Raw genomic sequence first — 15694 nt, 5'->3', positions numbered from 1 at the left:
ACCACGCGTGCGTCGGCGGCCGGGACCGCGTCCGCCGGTGGTGTGCCGTTTTCGAGCGGGTGGTCGGCTGCGCGCCGAGTGTCGTCCCCGCGCGGCACCCGTTACGTTGACGCCATGACCCCGCCGACGCGACGGCTCGGGCTGGGCCTCGCCGCACTCGGGCGGCCCGCCTACATCAACATCGGGCGCCAACCGGAACTACCGCCGCAGCGCACCGAGGAAGCGATGCGCGAACGCACCCGCACCGTGCTCGACGCCGCCCACGCGCGCGGCATCCGCTGGTTCGACGCGGCGCGCTCCTACGGCAGCGCCGAGCAGTACCTGGCGCACTGGTTGGCCGCTCACGAACACGGCGACGTCACCGTCTCCAGCAAGTGGGGCTACGCCTACGTCGCCCAGTGGCAGGTCGAAACCGAAGTGCACGAGGTCAAGGAGCACTCGGTGGAGCGGTTGCGCAGCCAGTGGGACGAGACGCGCCGGCTGCTCGGCCGACGCGTGGACCTGTACCAGGTGCACTCGCTGACCGTCAGCAGCCCGCTGTTCGAAGACCTGGCGCTGCAGCACGCCCTGGCCCGCATCCGCGACAACGGCACACCCCTGGGATTCACCACCAGCGGCGCGGGCCAGGCCGAAACCATCGAACGCGCCTGGGAGCTCGAAGTGGGCGGGCGGCAGCTGTTCAGCGCGGTGCAGTCCACGTGGAACGCGCTGGAACCCTCGGTCGGCCGCACCCTCGCCGAAGTCCACACCGGCGGATGGCGGGTCATGCTCAAGGAAACCCTGGCCAACGGACGCCTGGCGGTGGACCCGCCGCAGGTGCTGCGGCGCGTCGCCGGCGAACACGCGGTCACCACCGACGCCGTGGCCCTGGCGCACGCGCTGCACCAGCCCTGGGCCGACATCGTGCTCATCGGCCCGGTCAGCGTGCCCCAGCTGGAGTCGAACCTGGCCGCCCGCGAGGTGCTGCTCTCCGGAGCGGAACAGGACGAGCTGGCCGGGCTTGCCACCGAGCCGGCGGGGTACTGGGGGGAGCGAGCCCAGCTCACCTGGCACTGAGGAGAAGACTGGGCCGCCTGCTGGCAGTGGGGCCCTGTGGCGGAACCTCCCGCACGGCTCTCGCTCCGGGGCGCTCGACATCGGGTAGCCACGCGAGTGCGCCTCGCGAGGGCCTCAGCAGGGCTGTGCGGGGTGCTGGTCGAACCGCTGGAACCACTCCTCGAGGAACTGCCTGCCGTCCGGCACGAACGGCAGGTGCGGCCCGTCCAGGCGGCTGCGCAGCTGAGCGAGCGGCATCCACCAGCCCGCGGCGATCTCCTCGGGCTGGTGGTGCACCGGCCCGTCCGAGCGGACCTCGTAGCAGAAGCCGTGGAACCGCACGGTGCCGTTCACGTGCACCGAGCGGAAGGTGAACTCGGGGACGGCGTCGATGCCGAGTTCCTCGGCGAGTTCGCGCCGCGCGGTCTCGTCCGGGGTCTCGCCGGCGGCGACGACACCGCCCGCCCAGCAGTCGTGCAGACCGGGGTAGACGTCTTTGCTCGCGGTGCGCCGGTGCACGTACGCGGACTCGCCGGTGCGCGAGCGCACGAGCACGAACGCGGCCGCGTGCCACAGGCCCTCGCGGCGCATCCGCTCCCGCGGCGCCGCCCCGATCAGCCACCCGTTCGGGTTATACACGGCGACCTGCTCCCCGCTGCCCACGGACGCATCCTCGCATTCCGCACGCGAGGGGGAAGCTCACACTCTGCCTATTTACCAGAAACCCGTACGCTGCGGTGTATGCGGCGGATCATGGGAACCGAGGTGGAGTACGGCATCGCTGTGCCCGGCGACTCCAGCGCCAACCCGGTGCTGAGCTCGACGCACATCGTGCTCGCGTACGCAGCGGCGGCCGACATCCCGCGGGCGCGCCGAGCGCGTTGGGACTACGAGGTCGAATCGCCCCTGCGGGACGCCCGCGGGTTCGACCTGACGGCGACGACCCAGCAGAACAACGGCAACGAGGGCGACGACCTCGGGGCCGCCAACGTGATCCTGACCAACGGGGCGCGCCTGTACGTCGACCACGCCCACCCCGAGTACTCGGCGCCCGAGGCCACCAACCCGCGGGACGCCGTGATCTGGGACAAGGCCGGCGAGCGCGTGATGGAGGACGCCGCCGGCCACGCCGTGAGCGTGCCCGGCACGTCACCGATCCAGTTGTACAAGAACAACGTGGACGGCAAGGGTGCCAGCTACGGCGCGCACGAGAACTACCTGATGTCGCGTTCGACGGCGTTCAACACCGTCATCACGGGCCTGACGCCGTTCTTCGCCTCGCGCCAGGTGATGTGCGGTTCCGGCCGCGTGGGCATCGGCCAGGCCGGGGAGAAGGCCGGCTTCCAGCTGTCGCAGCGGGCCGACTACGTCGAGGTCGAGGTGGGGCTGGAGACCACCCTCAAGCGCGGCATCATCAACACCCGCGACGAGCCGCACGCCGACGCGGACAAGTACCGGCGCCTGCACGTCATCGTCGGCGACGCCAACCTCGCGGAGACCTCGACCTACCTCAAGCTCGGTGCGACCGCGCTGGTGCTGGACATGATCGAGGCGGGCGAGCGATTCGAGGACCTGCGCCTGGCCGACCCGGTGCAGGCGATCCACATGATCAGCCACGACCCCTCGTTGAAGCAGACGGTCGAGCTCGCCGACGGGCGGCGGTTCACCGGCCTGGACCTGCAGCGCGCCTACTTCGACCGGGCGGTGCACTTCTACGAGAGGCGGGGCGTCGAGCCGGCCGAGCGGGACGTGCTCAACACCTGGGGAGAGGTCCTGGACGTGCTGGCGGGCGATCCGATGGACTGCGCCGACCGGCTGGACTGGCCGGCCAAGCTGCGGCTGCTGGAGAACTACCGCACCCGGGAGAACCTCGGCTGGGCCTCGTCCCGGCTGCACATGATCGATCTGCAGTACTCGGACGTGCGCCTGGACAAGGGGCTGTACAACCGCCTGGTGGCGCGCGGCTCGATGCGCCGGATCGTCGACGAGGAGGAGGTCCGCACGGCGGTGACCGACCCGCCGGAGGACACGCGCGCCTACTTCCGGGGGCGGTGCCTGGAGCGCTACCCCTCCGATGTCGCGGCCGCGTCGTGGGACTCGGTCATCTTCGACCTGGGCCGGGAATCGCTCGTGCGCATCCCCACGCTGGAGCCGTTGCGTGGTACCAAGGCCCATGTCGGCGAGCTGCTGGAATCCGCGCAGAGCGCCGAGGAGCTGGTGGACTCGCTCACGCGGGGATGATGCGGGAGCGTGAAGATCGAGACAACGCCCGCGAGATTCTGGGCGAACGATTGGTCGGATGGGTAATCTGCGCAGAGGAGGCGCACTCCGCCGGAGCGGCGACCTCCGCGCAATCGACCACCGGGAGGGCGACATGGCCCAGGAGAAGGCGCAACGCCACGGCGACGGCGACGACGAGGAACAGCAGGGTCCCGACGCCGCCGGCCAGGAACAGCGAGAGAAGGTCGGTGAGGACGTCGACACGATCCTCGACGAGATCGACGACGTCCTGGAGGAGAACGCCGAGGACTTCGTCCGCGCCTACGTGCAGAAGGGTGGCCAGTAGCCGTCCTCGCCCCGTAGGCGCCCGACGTCGCCGGGCGTGATCGACGATTTACAGTGCACTCTGACGATCGCCGCGACCTCCGGTCCGCGGGCGGGCCGGAGGTGCGGGGACATGTGCGAGCACCCGCGAGTTCGAGCAGGAGACGATGTCGCCGATGGATTCCAGTGCGACCCGAGGTTCGGGTCCGGCCTTGCCCGACGCCTACCTGGCTCCGGGGAACTCGTTCACCGACTTCCTCCGGTCCGCGGCTCCCGAGATGCTTCCGGGGAGCCAGGCGAAACCTGATGCGAACGGGAACGGTTCCGTGGACGCCCCGCACGGCACGACGATCGTGGCGCTGACCTTCCGCGGCGGCGTGCTGCTGGCCGGGGACCGCCGGGCGACGATGGGCAACCTCATCGCGCAGCGGGACATGGACAAGCTGTTCGTCACCGATTCCTACTCCACCGTCGGCATCGCCGGCACCGCCGGGATCGCGCAGGAGCTCGTGCGCCTGTTCGCGGTCGAACTGGAGCACTACGAGAAGCTCGAGGGCGTGCCGCTGTCCCTCGACGGCAAGTCGAACAAACTGGCCACGATGCTGCGCGGCAACCTGGGCGGGGCGATGCAGGGGCTGGCCGTCGTCCCGCTGTTCGCGGGTTTCGACCCCGAGGCCGCCGACCCCGACCGGGCCGGGCGCATCGTCTCCTACGACATCACCGGAGGGCGCTACAACGAGATCAGCGGGTACCACGCCGTCGGCTCCGGTTCGGTGTTCGCCAAATCGGCGTTGAAGAAGCGCTACGACGCGGACGAGGGAGCGGACGCGGCCGTCCGGACCGCGATCGAGGCGCTCTACGACGCCGCCGATGACGACACGGCCACCGGTGGACCGGACGTGACGCGTCGGATCTACCCCTCGGTGGTCACGGTGACCGCGGCGGAGGGGGCCGTCCGCCTGTCCGAGGAGCGCGCGGCCGAGATCGTGTCCGAGGTCATCGCGGGCCGGCAGGACAACCCCGGCGGCTGAGGCGCCGCTTTCCCGTTCGTTCGTCCCGCCGCTCGCGTCCACCACGAGGCGAGCCGATCCGACCCAGGAGTGCACACCCGTGACGATGCCGTTCTACACCTCCCCCGAGCAGCTCATGCGCGAGCGCTCCGAGCTGGCCCGCAAGGGCATCGCTCGGGGTCGCAGCGTGGCCGTGCTCAAGTACGCCGGGGGAGTGCTGTTCGTCGCCGAGAACCCGTCCCCGACGCTGCACAAGGTTTCCGAGATCTACGACCGCATCGGCTTCGCCGCGGTCGGCCGCTACAGCGAGTTCGAAGCGCTGCGCGTGGCCGGCGTGCGCATCGCCGACGTGCGGGGCTATTCCTACGACCGCCGGGACGTGACCGGTCGGTCGCTGGCGAACACCTACGCCCAGCACCTCGGGTCGATCTTCACCGAGCAGATCAAACCGTTCGAGGTGGAGATCTGCGTGGCCGAGGTCGGCCGCACCGCCGAGGGCGACCAGCTGTACCGCCTCACCTACGACGGCTCCATCGTGGACGAGCCGCAGTACGTGGTGATGGGCGGTCAGGTGGACACGATCACCAGCAAGCTCAAGGACACCTTCGCCGACGGCATGGATCTGGAAACCGCCACCGGGGTGGCGATCCGGGCGCTGTCGGCCGGTGGTGAGAGCAACCGCGAGATCGGTGTCGACCAGCTCGAGGTCGCCGTGCTCGACCGGGAGCGTGACAACCGGACCTTCCGCCGCATCCGCGGTGCCGCGCTGCGCGGGCTGCTGCCGGGCGACACCGGCGGGCAGTCCGGCTCGGGCGAGGGCGAGTCCGGCGGTGACGGCGACGGCAACGACAGCGCGAGCGGTTCCGCCGGCTCGTGACCGGCCCCGCCGTCCGCGAGACGGCGGGACCGGCCCGCCCGCCGGCAGTCAGTGATTCAGCTCACGTGAGCGGTGCGTGTCGAACTGGCGGTCCCCGCTTGACCGGAATCGGTGCGGACACCCCCGCATCTGTGCGCGGGGCGTGTTCGACGCGCCGGCGACGGGCGGGATTTTCCGGTGGGCGGAGGGAAAACGGCGATCAGGCCCGAACGGCGGACCGTCGAAATTCGCGATTTGCGCCTAGTGTGGAGGCATGCAGCGGCGGATCTTCGGCATCGAGACCGAGTTCGGGGTCACCTGTACCTTCCACGGTCAGCGCAGGCTCTCCCCGGACGAGGTGGCCAGGTATCTCTTCCGGCGGGTGGTCTCCTGGGGGCGTTCCTCGAACGTCTTCCTCCGCAACGGCGCCCGCCTCTACCTCGACGTGGGCTCGCACCCCGAATTCGCCACGGCCGAATGCGATGACATCACCCAGCTGATCACGCACGACAAGGCCGGCGAACGCATCCTCGAAGACCTGCTCGCCGATGCCGAGCGGCGGTTGGCCGACGAGGGCATCGGTGGCGACATCTTCCTGTTCAAGAACAACACCGACTCGGCGGGCAACTCCTACGGCTGCCACGAGAACTACCTGGTGGGCCGTTCCGGCGAGTTCTCCCGCATCGCGGACGTGCTGCTGCCGTTCCTCGTCACGCGCCAACTCATCTGCGGGGCGGGCAAGGTGCTGCAAACCCCGCGCGGGGCGGTGTACTGCCTGTCCCAGCGGGCCGAGCACATCTGGGAAGGCGTCTCCAGCGCCACCACGCGGTCGCGGCCCATCATCAACACCCGCGACGAACCGCACGCCGACGCCGAGCGCTACCGGCGGCTGCACGTCATCGTGGGCGACTCGAACATGTCCGAGGTCACCACGCTGCTCAAGGTGGGCACGGCCAACCTCGTGCTCGAGATGGTCGAGAACGGCATGCAGTTCCGGGACTTCACCCTGGACAACCCGATCCGGGCGATCCGCGAGATCAGCCACGACCTGACCGGGCGGCGCGGCGTGCGCCTCGCCGGCGGCCGGGAGGCCTCCGCACTGGACATCCAGCGCGAGTACTACTCCCGAGCCTGCGACTACGTCGCCCGGCGCGGTTCCGACCCGATGACCGACCGGATCATGGACCTGTGGGGCCGTGCGCTGGACGCGGTCGAATACCAGGACTACTCGGGCATCGACCGCGAGATCGACTGGGCCATCAAGCTGCGGCTGCTGGACCGCTACCGCAGCAAGCACGGGCTCGAGCTGTCGAGCCCGCGGATCGCCCAGCTGGACCTGTCGTACCACGACCTGCGCCGCGGACGCGGGCTGTTCGACATGCTGCAGCGCAAGGACCTGGTCGACCGGGTGACCGAGGACGGCGAGATCGAAGCGGCCAAGGACACCCCGCCGCAGAGCACCCGGGCCAAGCTGCGCGGCGACTTCATCGCGGCGGCCCAGTCGGCCGGGCGGGACTTCACGGTCGACTGGGTGCACCTCAAGCTCAACGACCAGGCCCAGCGCACCGTGCTGTGCAAGGACCCGTTCCGGGCCGTGGACGAACGCGTGGAACGCCTCATCAGTTCGCTGTAGCCGACCTTCAGCGCTCGGGGTCCTGCCCCGTGGGGCGGATCGTGATCTCGTTGACGTCCACGCCGCCCGGTTGCTCCAGCGCGTACAGCGCGGCGTTGGCGATGTCCTCGGCGCGCAGCTTCGGCACGTCCTGCCGCCCGGCGGTCATCCGGGGTCCAATCGGCGGAAACCCCGGCGTTCACGCCGGGGAGGAGCCGATCCCGAGTGGTTCCGGGTGACCAACCGAGAACGATCTCTCACGTACAAAGTTGCTAGCATGTAAGTATGAGTCGGACGCAGGTGAAGCGGGCCTACAAGTACCGCTTCTACCCAACAGAGCAGCAGCGCACCGAGCTGCTGCGCACGTTCGGCTGTGTCCGCAAGGTCTACAACCTCGCCCTGGAAGCCCGAACCCGCGCGTGGTTCGCCGAACAACGCCGGGTGAACTACGCGGAAACGTCGAAGCTGCTGACGGAGTGGAAACGCTCCGACGAGCTGTCGTATCTGGGCGAGGTGTCCAGCGTGCCGCTGCAACAAGCCTTGCGGCACTTGCAAACCGCGTTCTCGAACTTCTTCGGGAAACAGGCGCGCTACCCGCGGTTCAAGTCGCGGAAGAAATCGCGCCAGTCGGCCGAGTACACCAAGTCCGGATTCAAATGGCGTGACGGACAGCTCACGTTGGCGAAGATGCGCGAACCCCTCGCCATCGTGTGGTCCCGCTTGCTTCCTGAGGGTGCGGAGCCGTCCACGGTGACCGTCTCCCGCGACGCGGCCGACCGGTGGTTCGTGTCGTTCCTGGTCGAAACCAGCACCGAACACCTGCCCGCGACGGACACGGCGGTCGGCGTCGACGCCGGGTTGGATTCGCTGGCGACCCTGTCGACCGGCGAGAAGATCATCAACCCCAAGCACGAACGCCGGGATCGGAAACTGCTGGCGAAGGCCCAGCGGGAGCTGTCCCGCAAGGACAAGGGCTCGAACAATCGGGCCAAGGCGCGGCGGAAGGTGGCCCGCGTGCACGCGCGAATCACCGACCGCCGCAAAGATCACTTGCACAAGGTCACCACTCGACTCGTCCGTGAGAACCAAACGGTCGTGATCGAGGACCTTCAGGTGCGCAACATGCTCGGCAACCATAGTCTCGCTCGCGCGATCAGCGATGCGTCGTGGTCGGAGTTCCGCACGATGCTGGAGTACAAGGCCACCTGGTATGGCCGCGAGGTGGTCGCGGTCGACCGCTGGTTCCCCTCCAGCAAAACGTGCTCCGCGTGCGGCCGGCTCGCCGAGGCGATGCCACTGCACCTGCGCACCTGGACCTGCTCCGGGTGCGGCACCACGCACGATCGCGACGTGAACGCCGCGACGAACATCAAGGCCGCCGGGCTGGCGGTGTCGGCCTGTGGAGCCGGTGTGAGACCTCAACGGGAGTCCTCCCGGACGGGGCAACTGGCTGGGAAGCAGGAACTTTCTGGCGCGAGCCGGAAGGGAATCCCCGCCCTTCAGGGCGGGGAGTAGTCAAGTCCGTTTCGACCATGCCAGGGGTTTCCGCTTCGGCGATCGCGGCGGTCAGGCTCGTCCAGTCGGTCACGTCGCAGGGCCAGGCCGCCGCGCGGTCGGGCCCCAGCTCGTCGACGAGCGCGCTCAGCGCTCCCGTCGAGCGGGAAAGCAGCGCCACCCGGTAGCCGGCGGAGGCCGCCAGGCGCGCCGTGGCCTCGCCGATTCCGCGGGAGGCTCCGGTGATGAGCAGCACGGGGTCGGACATGGGCACCAGCGTAGTCGCTCGTCGATCTTCGCGGGGAAACCGCGGCGGCGTGCCCTCCGCCCACCGAAGCCGGGCGCGCTATCGTCGCCGCGTGGCCACCGCGCGCGTCGAACGTCTGGTGAACCTGGTGCTGTGCCTGCTGTCCACGCGGCAGTACCTGACGGCCGAGCGGATCCGCGCGACGGTGCCCGGCTACGCCGACGGCGCCGGCGACGAGGCGTTCTACCGCAAGTTCGAGCGGGACAAGGCGGAACTGCGCGACCTGGGGGTTCCGCTGGAGACGGGGCGCAACTCGATCGTCGATCAGGTCGACGGCTACCGGATCGCCCGGCGGGACTACGAGCTCGGCGAGATCGCCCTCTCGCCGGAGGAGACCGCGGCCGTGGGCGTGGCGGTGCGCCTGTGGGACGCTCCGGAGTTCACCGCCGCGGCCCGCAGCGGCCTGCGCAAGCTGCGGGCGGCCGGGGTCGACGTGGACGAGAGCGTCCCGGCGGTGGTCGAACCCCGCGTGCGCGGCGAACCGGCCGTTTCCCCGCTGGTCACGGCCGTGCGGCAGGCCAGGGCGGTGACCTTCGACTACCGGCGGCCCGGTGACCGGCAGGCGGCTGCGCGGCGCCTCGACCCGTGGGGAGTGGTCTCCTGGCGGGGGCGTTGGTACGTCGTCGGCCACGACCGCGACCGGCGGGCCACGCGGTGCTTCCGGCTCTCGCGCATCCTCGGCGACGTGCGGCTGACGGGACGTGCCGGGCAGGTGCGCCAACCTCCCGACGTGGACCTGCTGCGGATCGTCGCCGGCAGCGACCGGGAGGCCGCCGGCGGTGTGGAAGCCGCCGTGTGGGTCGTCGCCGGGCGGGCGCACGGGTTGCGGCGGCACGGCACGGTCGTGCGGCAGCGGACGATCGACGGCGAAGCGGGGGAGGTGCTGCACTTGCACGTGGAGTCGCCGGAGGCAGCGGCGGCGTGGCTCGCCGGATACGGCCCCGATGCGCTGGTGCTCTCCCCGGAACCGCTGTGCAAAGCGGTCGACGAGCTGCACCGGGCCGCGCAGGTGCCGGAATGACCGCCGGCGCGACCGAACGGGTGCCGCGGCTGCTCACCCTGGTGCCGTACCTGCTCAACCACCCGGGGATCCGCATCGCCGAGGCGGCCGCGGACTTCGGCGTGACCGAGCAGCAGCTGCGCCGCGACCTCGAACTGCTGTGGATGTGCGGCCTGCCCGGCTACGGCCCCGGCGACCTCATCGACCTGTCCTTCGACAGCGACACGGTCACGGTGACCTTCGATGCGGGGATGCGCCGCCCGCTGCGGCTGACCACCTGGGAGGCCACCGCGCTGCTGGTGGCGCTGCGCGCCCTGGCCGACACGCCCGGAACGGCCGATGCGGCCGCCGTGCGCGGGGCCGCGGCGAAGATCGAGGAAGCCGTGGGCCAGGCCCGTCCCACCGGGGTCGCGCTCGGGCTGGACACGCCCGACCGGGTCGCCGGCGGCGTGCACGAGGCGGTGCGCGGGGCCGTCGAGCAGCAGCGGGCGCTGTGGTTGCGCTACTACACGGCCTCCCGCGACGCGATCAGCGAACGCACCGTCGACCCGATGCGGATGCTGCTGCTCGACGGGCACCACTACCTCGAGGCGTGGTGCCGCCGGGCCGCCGGGGTGCGCCTGTTCCGCCTGGACCGCATCGACGCGGTCGAGCGGTTGGACGAGCCCTCCGCACTTCCTGCGCAGGCCGAGTTCACCGATGTCACCGCAGGCTCGTTCCCCGCGGTTTCCGAGCAGCCGGATGCCGTGCTCGACCTGGCGCTGGACGCGCGCTGGGTCGCCGAGTACTACCCGGTGCAGGTGCTCGCCGACCGCGAGGACGGCGGCCTGCGAGTGCGCGTGCACTACGCGGACCGCTCGTGGATCGTGCGCCTGCTGCTCGGGCTCGGCGGCGCGGTGCGCGTGGTGGAGCCGGCCGCGCTGGCCGAGGAGGTGCGTCACCGGGCTGTTGCCGCGTTGGCGCGGACGCGTCACCGGCCGGACACGTGAGGCGGCTACGCTGTGGGACCGTGCCCTATGTGTGGAGTCTTGTGCTGGTGCTCGCCGCTTCGGTGCTGCTCGCGTGGGTCGTGGTGCGCACCGTGCGCCGGCAGAACCGGTTCCGCACCGGGCAGCGCGCGGTCGTCGCCGATGTGCGCGCCCGCATCGGACTGCTGCAGGCGCGCGCCGCGGCGCTGCGGGTCGCGGTGTCCGAGCGGTGGAAGAGCTGAACCAAGTCCCTATGGGGCGGACCTCTCGCCGCGTAGCATGACGGCGAAGAGGCAGTCACGGAAGGTTGCGGAACATGGGTATGCCCGGCGGCTGGGAACTCGTCATCGTCGTGTTGATCCTGGTGGCGCTGTTCGGTGCCTCCAAGTTGCCGAAGATGGCTCGTTCGTTGGGGCAGTCCGCTCGCGCGTTCAAGGCCGAGGCGCGGGGACTGCGCGAGGACGACGAGAAGGCGAAGCGGGAGTCCGCGGAGCGGACGGACCGGCCGGACACGGAGCTCACCTCCGGTGACGGGGGTGCCACTCCACCGGTCACGCCGCAGGAGCAGCAGCGCGACAGCACGACCAACAACCAGTGACGCGAACGGGGACGCTCGGTGGCCGCTAGTCCACTTCCGCGCCTGAACCCGTTCCGCGCAGACCGCCGTCGCTGGGGTCGCAGGCACAACCCCGACGGCACGATGACGCTCGTGGAGCACCTCTACGAGCTGCGCTACCGCCTGGGCGTCGCGCTGGCCGCGATCGCCGTCGGCGCGGTGTTCGGGTTCTGGTGGTTCACCAATTCGATCTTCGTCGTCCCGTCGTTGAACGACCTGCTGCTGGGGCCGTACTGCGCGCTGCCGTCCGAGTGGCGGTTGAGCCCGAACGGCGAGTGCCAGCTGTTGCAGACCCGTCCGTTCGAAGTGTTCTTCCTGCGGATGAAGGTCGGTGTCGCGGTGGGTGCGCTGGTGCTCAGCCCGGTGTGGCTGTACCAGCTGTGGGCGTTCATCACTCCCGGGCTGCACACGCGGGAGCGGCGCTTCGCGCAGGTGTTCGTCGGCTGCGCCAGCGTGCTGTTCATCGCGGGTGCCGTGCTCGCCTACTTCATCGTGCCGATCGGTCTGCGGTTCATGGTCGGGCTCGGCGGCGACGGCTTCTTCACCGCTCTCAGCGGTGGCGACTACATCAACTTCGTGCTGCTGCTGCTGCTCATCTTCGGGGTGAGCTTCGAGCTGCCGCTGGTGCTGGTGATGCTCAACTTCGCCGGCGTCGTCAGCCACGAGCAGCTCAGGAGGTGGTGGCGCGGGGTGGTCTTCGGCCTGTTCATCTTCGCCGCGGTCGTCACGCCGCAGGACCCGTTCTCGCTGCTCGCCCTGGGCGGGGCTCTGTCGCTGCTGTACGCGGCGGCCCTGCTCATCTCCCGCGTGCACGACACGCGCAAGCACCGGCGCGACGAGTTCGCCGGCCTCGCCCCGGACGAGGCCTCGAAGGTCGACCACCGGCCCTCGCAGATGGATCCGGGGGGCGGCGATTCGGTGAACGACCGCTCCAACAACGTTTGACCTTCACCCACCCGCCCGGAAGGCCCGCTCGTCGGCCTTCCGGGCGGGTGACCCCACCGACGCGCGGGGGGCGTGCTGCGCAGCCCAGCAGGTGCGACGCGGTCCGCGCGGATATGAAAGCCTGGGGGACGTGGCAAGCCGCCGTACTGTTAGCGATGAACCCTCCCCGGCCGAGGCGTACGCGGCGCACCGCACGCGCCAGAGCCATCCGCGGCTCGCCGAGTTCGCCGGGGAGATGTCCTTCCCGTTCGACCCCTTCCAGCGCACCGCCTGCCAGGGTTTGGAGGACGGTCGGGGCGTGCTGGTGTGCGCGCCCACCGGCGCGGGCAAGACCGTCGTCGGTGAGTTCGCCGTGCACCTGGCGCTGAGCGAGGGGCGCAAGTGCTTCTACACCACCCCGATCAAGGCGCTGTCCAACCAGAAGTACACCGACCTGTGCGAACGCTACGGCGAGGACGCGGTCGGGCTGCTCACCGGCGACACGTCGATAAACGGCGAGGCCCAGGTGGTCGTGATGACCACCGAGGTCCTGCGCAACATGCTCTACGCCGGCTCGCACAGCCTGGACCTGCTCGGCTACGTGGTCATGGACGAGGTGCACTACCTCGCCGACCGTTTCCGCGGGGCCGTGTGGGAAGAGGTCATCCTGCACCTGCCCGAGTACGTGCGCGTGGCGAGCCTGTCGGCCACGGTCAGCAACGCCGAGGAGTTCGGCGAGTGGCTGCAGGAGGTGCGCGGGGAGACCACGGTCGTCGTCGACGAGCACCGCCCGGTGCCGCTGTGGCAGCACGTGCTCGTCGGCGGCCGGATGTTCGACCTGTTCGCCGGGGAGAAGGGTGACCACGAGCTGCGCGTCAACCCGAAGCTGCTGCGGCACACGCAGGAGCTCGTCCGCGCGCACACACCCCAGCGCGGCCGGGGCGGCCCGCCGGACAAGTACCGCAAGCCCCGCCCGCGCCGGTTCCAGCCGCCGTCGCGGGTGGACGTGCTGCGGCGGCTGCACGACCGGGAACTGCTGCCCGCGATCGTGTTCATCTTCAGCCGCGCCGGCTGCGACGCGGCCGTGTCGCAGTGCGTGCGCTCCGGGCTGCGGTTGACCACGCGGGAGGAGATCGACGAGATCCGCGAGGTCATCGACGAGTACACCTCGTCGCTGCCGGAGGCGGACCTGGAAGTCCTCGGCTACTGGGAGTGGCGCGAGGCCCTCGAACGCGGTGTGGCCGCACACCACGCCGGGCTGCTGCCCGCGTTCAAGGAGACCGTGGAGGAGCTGTTCGTCCGCGGTCTGGTCAAGGCGGTCTTCGCCACCGAAACCCTGGCGCTGGGCATCAACATGCCCGCCAAGACCGTCGTGCTGGAACGCCTGGTCAAGTTCAACGGCGAGGCGCACGTGGATCTCAGCCCGGGCGAGTACACCCAGCTGACCGGCCGTGCCGGGCGGCGCGGCATCGACGTGGAAGGCCACGCCGTCGTGCTCTGGCAGCCCGGTGTCGACCCGAAGCACGTCGCCGGACTGGCCTCGACGCGGACCTACCCGCTGCGTTCGTCGTTCCGCCCCGGCTACAACATGGCCGTCAACCTGATCGGCCGCGTGGGCCGCCAGGCGGCGCGGGACCTGCTCGAGCAGTCCTTCGCCCAATACCAGGCGGACCGCTCGGTGGTGGGCCAGTCGCGCAAGGTCGAGCGCAACGCCGAGGCGCTCAGCGGCTACGCCGAGTCCATGCACTGCGAGCAAGGCGACTTCGACGAGTACTTCCAGCTGCGCAAGCGCATCAACGAGCGCGAGAAGCAGTTGGCCAAGCGCAAGCGGGCCGACGACCGCGCGGAGACGGCGAAGTCGCTGGAGAAGCTGCGCAAGGGCGATGTCATCGAGGTGCGCTCCGGCCGCCGGTCCGGTCTGGCCGTGGTGCTCGATCCGGGTGTGGACAGCATGCAGGAGCCGCGTCCGCTCGTGGTCACCGAGGACCGGTGGGCCGGCAGGCTCAACGTCGCCGACTTCCCCGCTCCGGTGGAGGCGCTGGGGCGGATCACGGTGCCGAAGTTCGTCGACACCCGCTCGCCGAAGGCCAAGCGCAACGTGGCCGGCACGTTGCGCGAGTCGGGCATCGTCGCGCCGGCCAAGCGCAACCGGCGGCGCAAGTCGGAGGCCACCGACGACGAGGAGTTGCAGGACTTGCGGCGGCGGATGCGGGCGCATCCGTGCCACGGCTGTCCCGAGCGGGAAACGCACGCCCGGTGGGCGGAGCGCTACGACCGGCTGAACCAGGAGACCGAGCAGCTGCGCCGGAAGGTCTCGGCCACGACGCATTCGCTGGCACGTTCGTTCGACCGGATCCTCGGGCTGCTGTCCGAGCGGGACTACGTGCGCCCGGACGAGGTCGAGGAGCCGGTCACGCCGCACGGCAGGCGGCTCGCGCGGCTGTACAGCGAATCGGACCTGCTGGCCGCCGAGTGCCTGCGCGAGGGCGTGTGGAACGGGCTGGACCCGGCCGAGCTGGCCTCGGTGGTCTCCGCGTTGGTGTACGAGTCGCGGCGGGAGGCGGTGAGCGCCCCGCGGCCGCCGAACAACGCCGTGCACGACGCGCTGCAGGCGACCTACCGGGTGTGGGCGCAGCTGGAGGAGGACGAGCAGCGGCACAAGATCGAGCGCACCCGGGAACCCGATGCGGGCTTCGCCACTGCTGTGTACGCCTGGGCCAGCGGTGCCGAGCTGGAGACGGTGCTCACCGACGAGGCGGGCGAGCTCTCCGCCGGCGACTTCGTGCGGTGGTGCCGGCAGGTGGTGGACCTGCTGGACCAGATCCGCGTGGTCTGCGGTACCGAGGATCCGGTCGGGGAGAAGGCGCGGTACGCGGTCAACGCGGTGCGCCGCGGCGTCGTGGCCGCCGGATCGGTGTGACCGGCCGGTGCCCGCTGCTGCCGGTGTGGTTTGATCACCTCCGCGTCGCGTGCCGCGCCGACGTCTCCGCGCGCGTGACGCGGTCGGGCGAGCTCCAGCGAGCATCCGGAGGTGCAGCATGTCCAGCCCGTACGGCCCGCCTTCCGGGCAGCCGGTCTGGCAGGGTGGACCGCCGTCCCGGTCACCGCAGCAGTCTCCGGCCCAGCAGTCCTATCCGCAGCAGCCGTACCCCCAGCAGTACCCACCGCAGCAGCCCGGATCCGGGCAGCAGCCCGCGCAGCAGCAGCCGGTGCCGCAGGGACAGCCCCCGCCGCATCAGCAACCGCCGCATCAGCAACCGCCGCACCCCCAACAACCGCCGCAACCCCAGCAACCGCCGCAGTGGGGTCCGCAGTGGCAACCGCCGCA

16 protein-coding genes and 1 pseudogene are annotated in these 15694 nt (G+C 70.5%); 13 read left to right on the top strand and 4 right to left on the bottom strand.

Annotated elements, in window-relative coordinates:
• The first annotated feature begins 114 nt into the window (after positions 1-114).
• On the top strand, positions 115-1056 hold the full coding sequence (locus tag ACVGV2_RS13465; protein WP_459162713.1) for an aldo/keto reductase: 942 nt from the start codon (positions 115-117) through the stop codon (positions 1054-1056).
• A gap of 114 nt (positions 1057-1170) precedes the next feature.
• Here the strand turns inward: ACVGV2_RS13465 and ACVGV2_RS13460 are convergent, their stop codons facing one another.
• The gene (locus ACVGV2_RS13460) at positions 1171-1698 is read right to left on the bottom strand and encodes an NUDIX hydrolase (protein ID WP_459162712.1); all 528 of its coding nucleotides are present in this window, start codon (positions 1696-1698) and stop codon (positions 1171-1173) included.
• A gap of 78 nt (positions 1699-1776) precedes the next feature.
• Here ACVGV2_RS13460 and dop point away from each other — a divergent pair, with 78 nt between their 5' ends.
• From dop to pafA, 5 genes are all read left to right on the top strand, one after another.
• A complete protein-coding gene (dop, locus tag ACVGV2_RS13455) occupies positions 1777-3276 on the top strand; it encodes a depupylase/deamidase Dop (protein WP_459162711.1) in 1500 nt (499 codons plus the stop codon).
• 133 nt (positions 3277-3409) lie between these two features.
• Entirely contained in the window at positions 3410-3601 is a 192-nt protein-coding gene (locus ACVGV2_RS13450) for a ubiquitin-like protein Pup (RefSeq protein ID WP_459162710.1), read from the top strand.
• Positions 3602-3755: 154 nt separating this feature from the next.
• Positions 3756-4610 carry a proteasome subunit beta gene (gene prcB, locus ACVGV2_RS13445; RefSeq protein ID WP_459162709.1) on the top strand — a complete coding sequence of 285 codons (855 nt, stop codon included), beginning with the start codon at positions 3756-3758 and terminating at the stop codon, positions 4608-4610.
• A gap of 79 nt (positions 4611-4689) precedes the next feature.
• Positions 4690-5466, top strand: a complete 777-nt coding sequence (prcA, locus tag ACVGV2_RS13440) for a proteasome subunit alpha (protein WP_459162708.1) — start codon at positions 4690-4692, stop codon at positions 5464-5466.
• A gap of 253 nt (positions 5467-5719) precedes the next feature.
• Positions 5720-7078: a Pup--protein ligase gene (gene pafA / locus ACVGV2_RS13435; protein WP_459156404.1), complete on the top strand. Its 1359-nt coding sequence runs from the start codon at positions 5720-5722 to the stop codon at positions 7076-7078.
• A 7-nt stretch (positions 7079-7085) separates the two neighbouring features.
• On the opposite strand, the gene ACVGV2_RS13430 is transcribed toward pafA, so the two are convergent.
• The gene (locus ACVGV2_RS13430) at positions 7086-7226 is read right to left on the bottom strand and encodes a hypothetical protein (protein WP_459162707.1); all 141 of its coding nucleotides are present in this window, start codon (positions 7224-7226) and stop codon (positions 7086-7088) included.
• Between the two features lie 116 nt (positions 7227-7342).
• On the opposite strand from ACVGV2_RS13430, the gene ACVGV2_RS13425 reads away from it, so the two are divergent.
• Positions 7343-8572, top strand: coding sequence for an RNA-guided endonuclease InsQ/TnpB family protein (locus tag ACVGV2_RS13425; protein ID WP_459162706.1), 1230 nt, complete (start codon positions 7343-7345; stop codon positions 8570-8572).
• 40 nt (positions 8573-8612) lie between these two features.
• Here the strand turns inward: ACVGV2_RS13425 and ACVGV2_RS13420 are convergent.
• Positions 8613-8819: pseudogene (locus tag ACVGV2_RS13420) on the bottom strand (SDR family oxidoreductase); the annotation flags it as partial.
• A 91-nt stretch (positions 8820-8910) separates the two neighbouring features.
• Between ACVGV2_RS13420 and ACVGV2_RS13415 the strand changes: the two are divergent.
• The 6 genes from ACVGV2_RS13415 to ACVGV2_RS13390 all read left to right on the top strand — a co-directional run bounded on the left by ACVGV2_RS13415 (position 8911) and on the right by ACVGV2_RS13390 (position 15286).
• On the top strand, positions 8911-9879 hold the full coding sequence (locus ACVGV2_RS13415; protein ID WP_459162705.1) for a helix-turn-helix transcriptional regulator: 969 nt from the start codon (positions 8911-8913) through the stop codon (positions 9877-9879).
• A complete protein-coding gene (locus tag ACVGV2_RS13410) occupies positions 9876-10847 on the top strand; it encodes a helix-turn-helix transcriptional regulator (RefSeq protein WP_459162704.1) in 972 nt (323 codons plus the stop codon). The genes ACVGV2_RS13415 and ACVGV2_RS13410 overlap by 4 nt, the downstream gene beginning before the upstream one ends.
• A 29-nt stretch (positions 10848-10876) precedes the next feature.
• Positions 10877-11068: a bacteriophage holin gene (locus ACVGV2_RS13405; protein WP_459162703.1), complete on the top strand. Its 192-nt coding sequence runs from the start codon at positions 10877-10879 to the stop codon at positions 11066-11068.
• A 74-nt stretch (positions 11069-11142) separates the two neighbouring features.
• Complete coding sequence (gene tatA / locus ACVGV2_RS13400) at positions 11143-11424, top strand: Sec-independent protein translocase subunit TatA (protein ID WP_459162702.1); 282 nt, start codon at positions 11143-11145, stop codon at positions 11422-11424.
• Positions 11425-11526: 102 nt separating this feature from the next.
• Complete coding sequence (gene tatC / locus ACVGV2_RS13395; RefSeq protein ID WP_459165985.1) at positions 11527-12387, top strand: twin-arginine translocase subunit TatC; 861 nt, start codon at positions 11527-11529, stop codon at positions 12385-12387.
• Positions 12388-12517: 130 nt separating this feature from the next.
• Positions 12518-15286 (top strand): DEAD/DEAH box helicase, encoded by a 2769-nt coding sequence (locus ACVGV2_RS13390; RefSeq protein ID WP_459162701.1) that lies wholly within the window; start codon positions 12518-12520, stop codon positions 15284-15286.
• 181 nt (positions 15287-15467) lie between these two features.
• Here the strand turns inward: ACVGV2_RS13390 and ACVGV2_RS13385 are convergent, their stop codons facing one another.
• Positions 15468-15686 carry a hypothetical protein gene (locus ACVGV2_RS13385; protein ID WP_459162700.1) on the bottom strand — a complete coding sequence of 73 codons (219 nt, stop codon included), beginning with the start codon at positions 15684-15686 and terminating at the stop codon, positions 15468-15470.
• Positions 15687-15694: the final 8 nt, after the last annotated feature.

The organism is Bounagaea algeriensis, assembly GCF_054491375.1.
The sequence above is the reverse complement of the archived record's forward strand: the minus strand, read 5'-3'. Positions and strand labels throughout refer to the sequence as shown.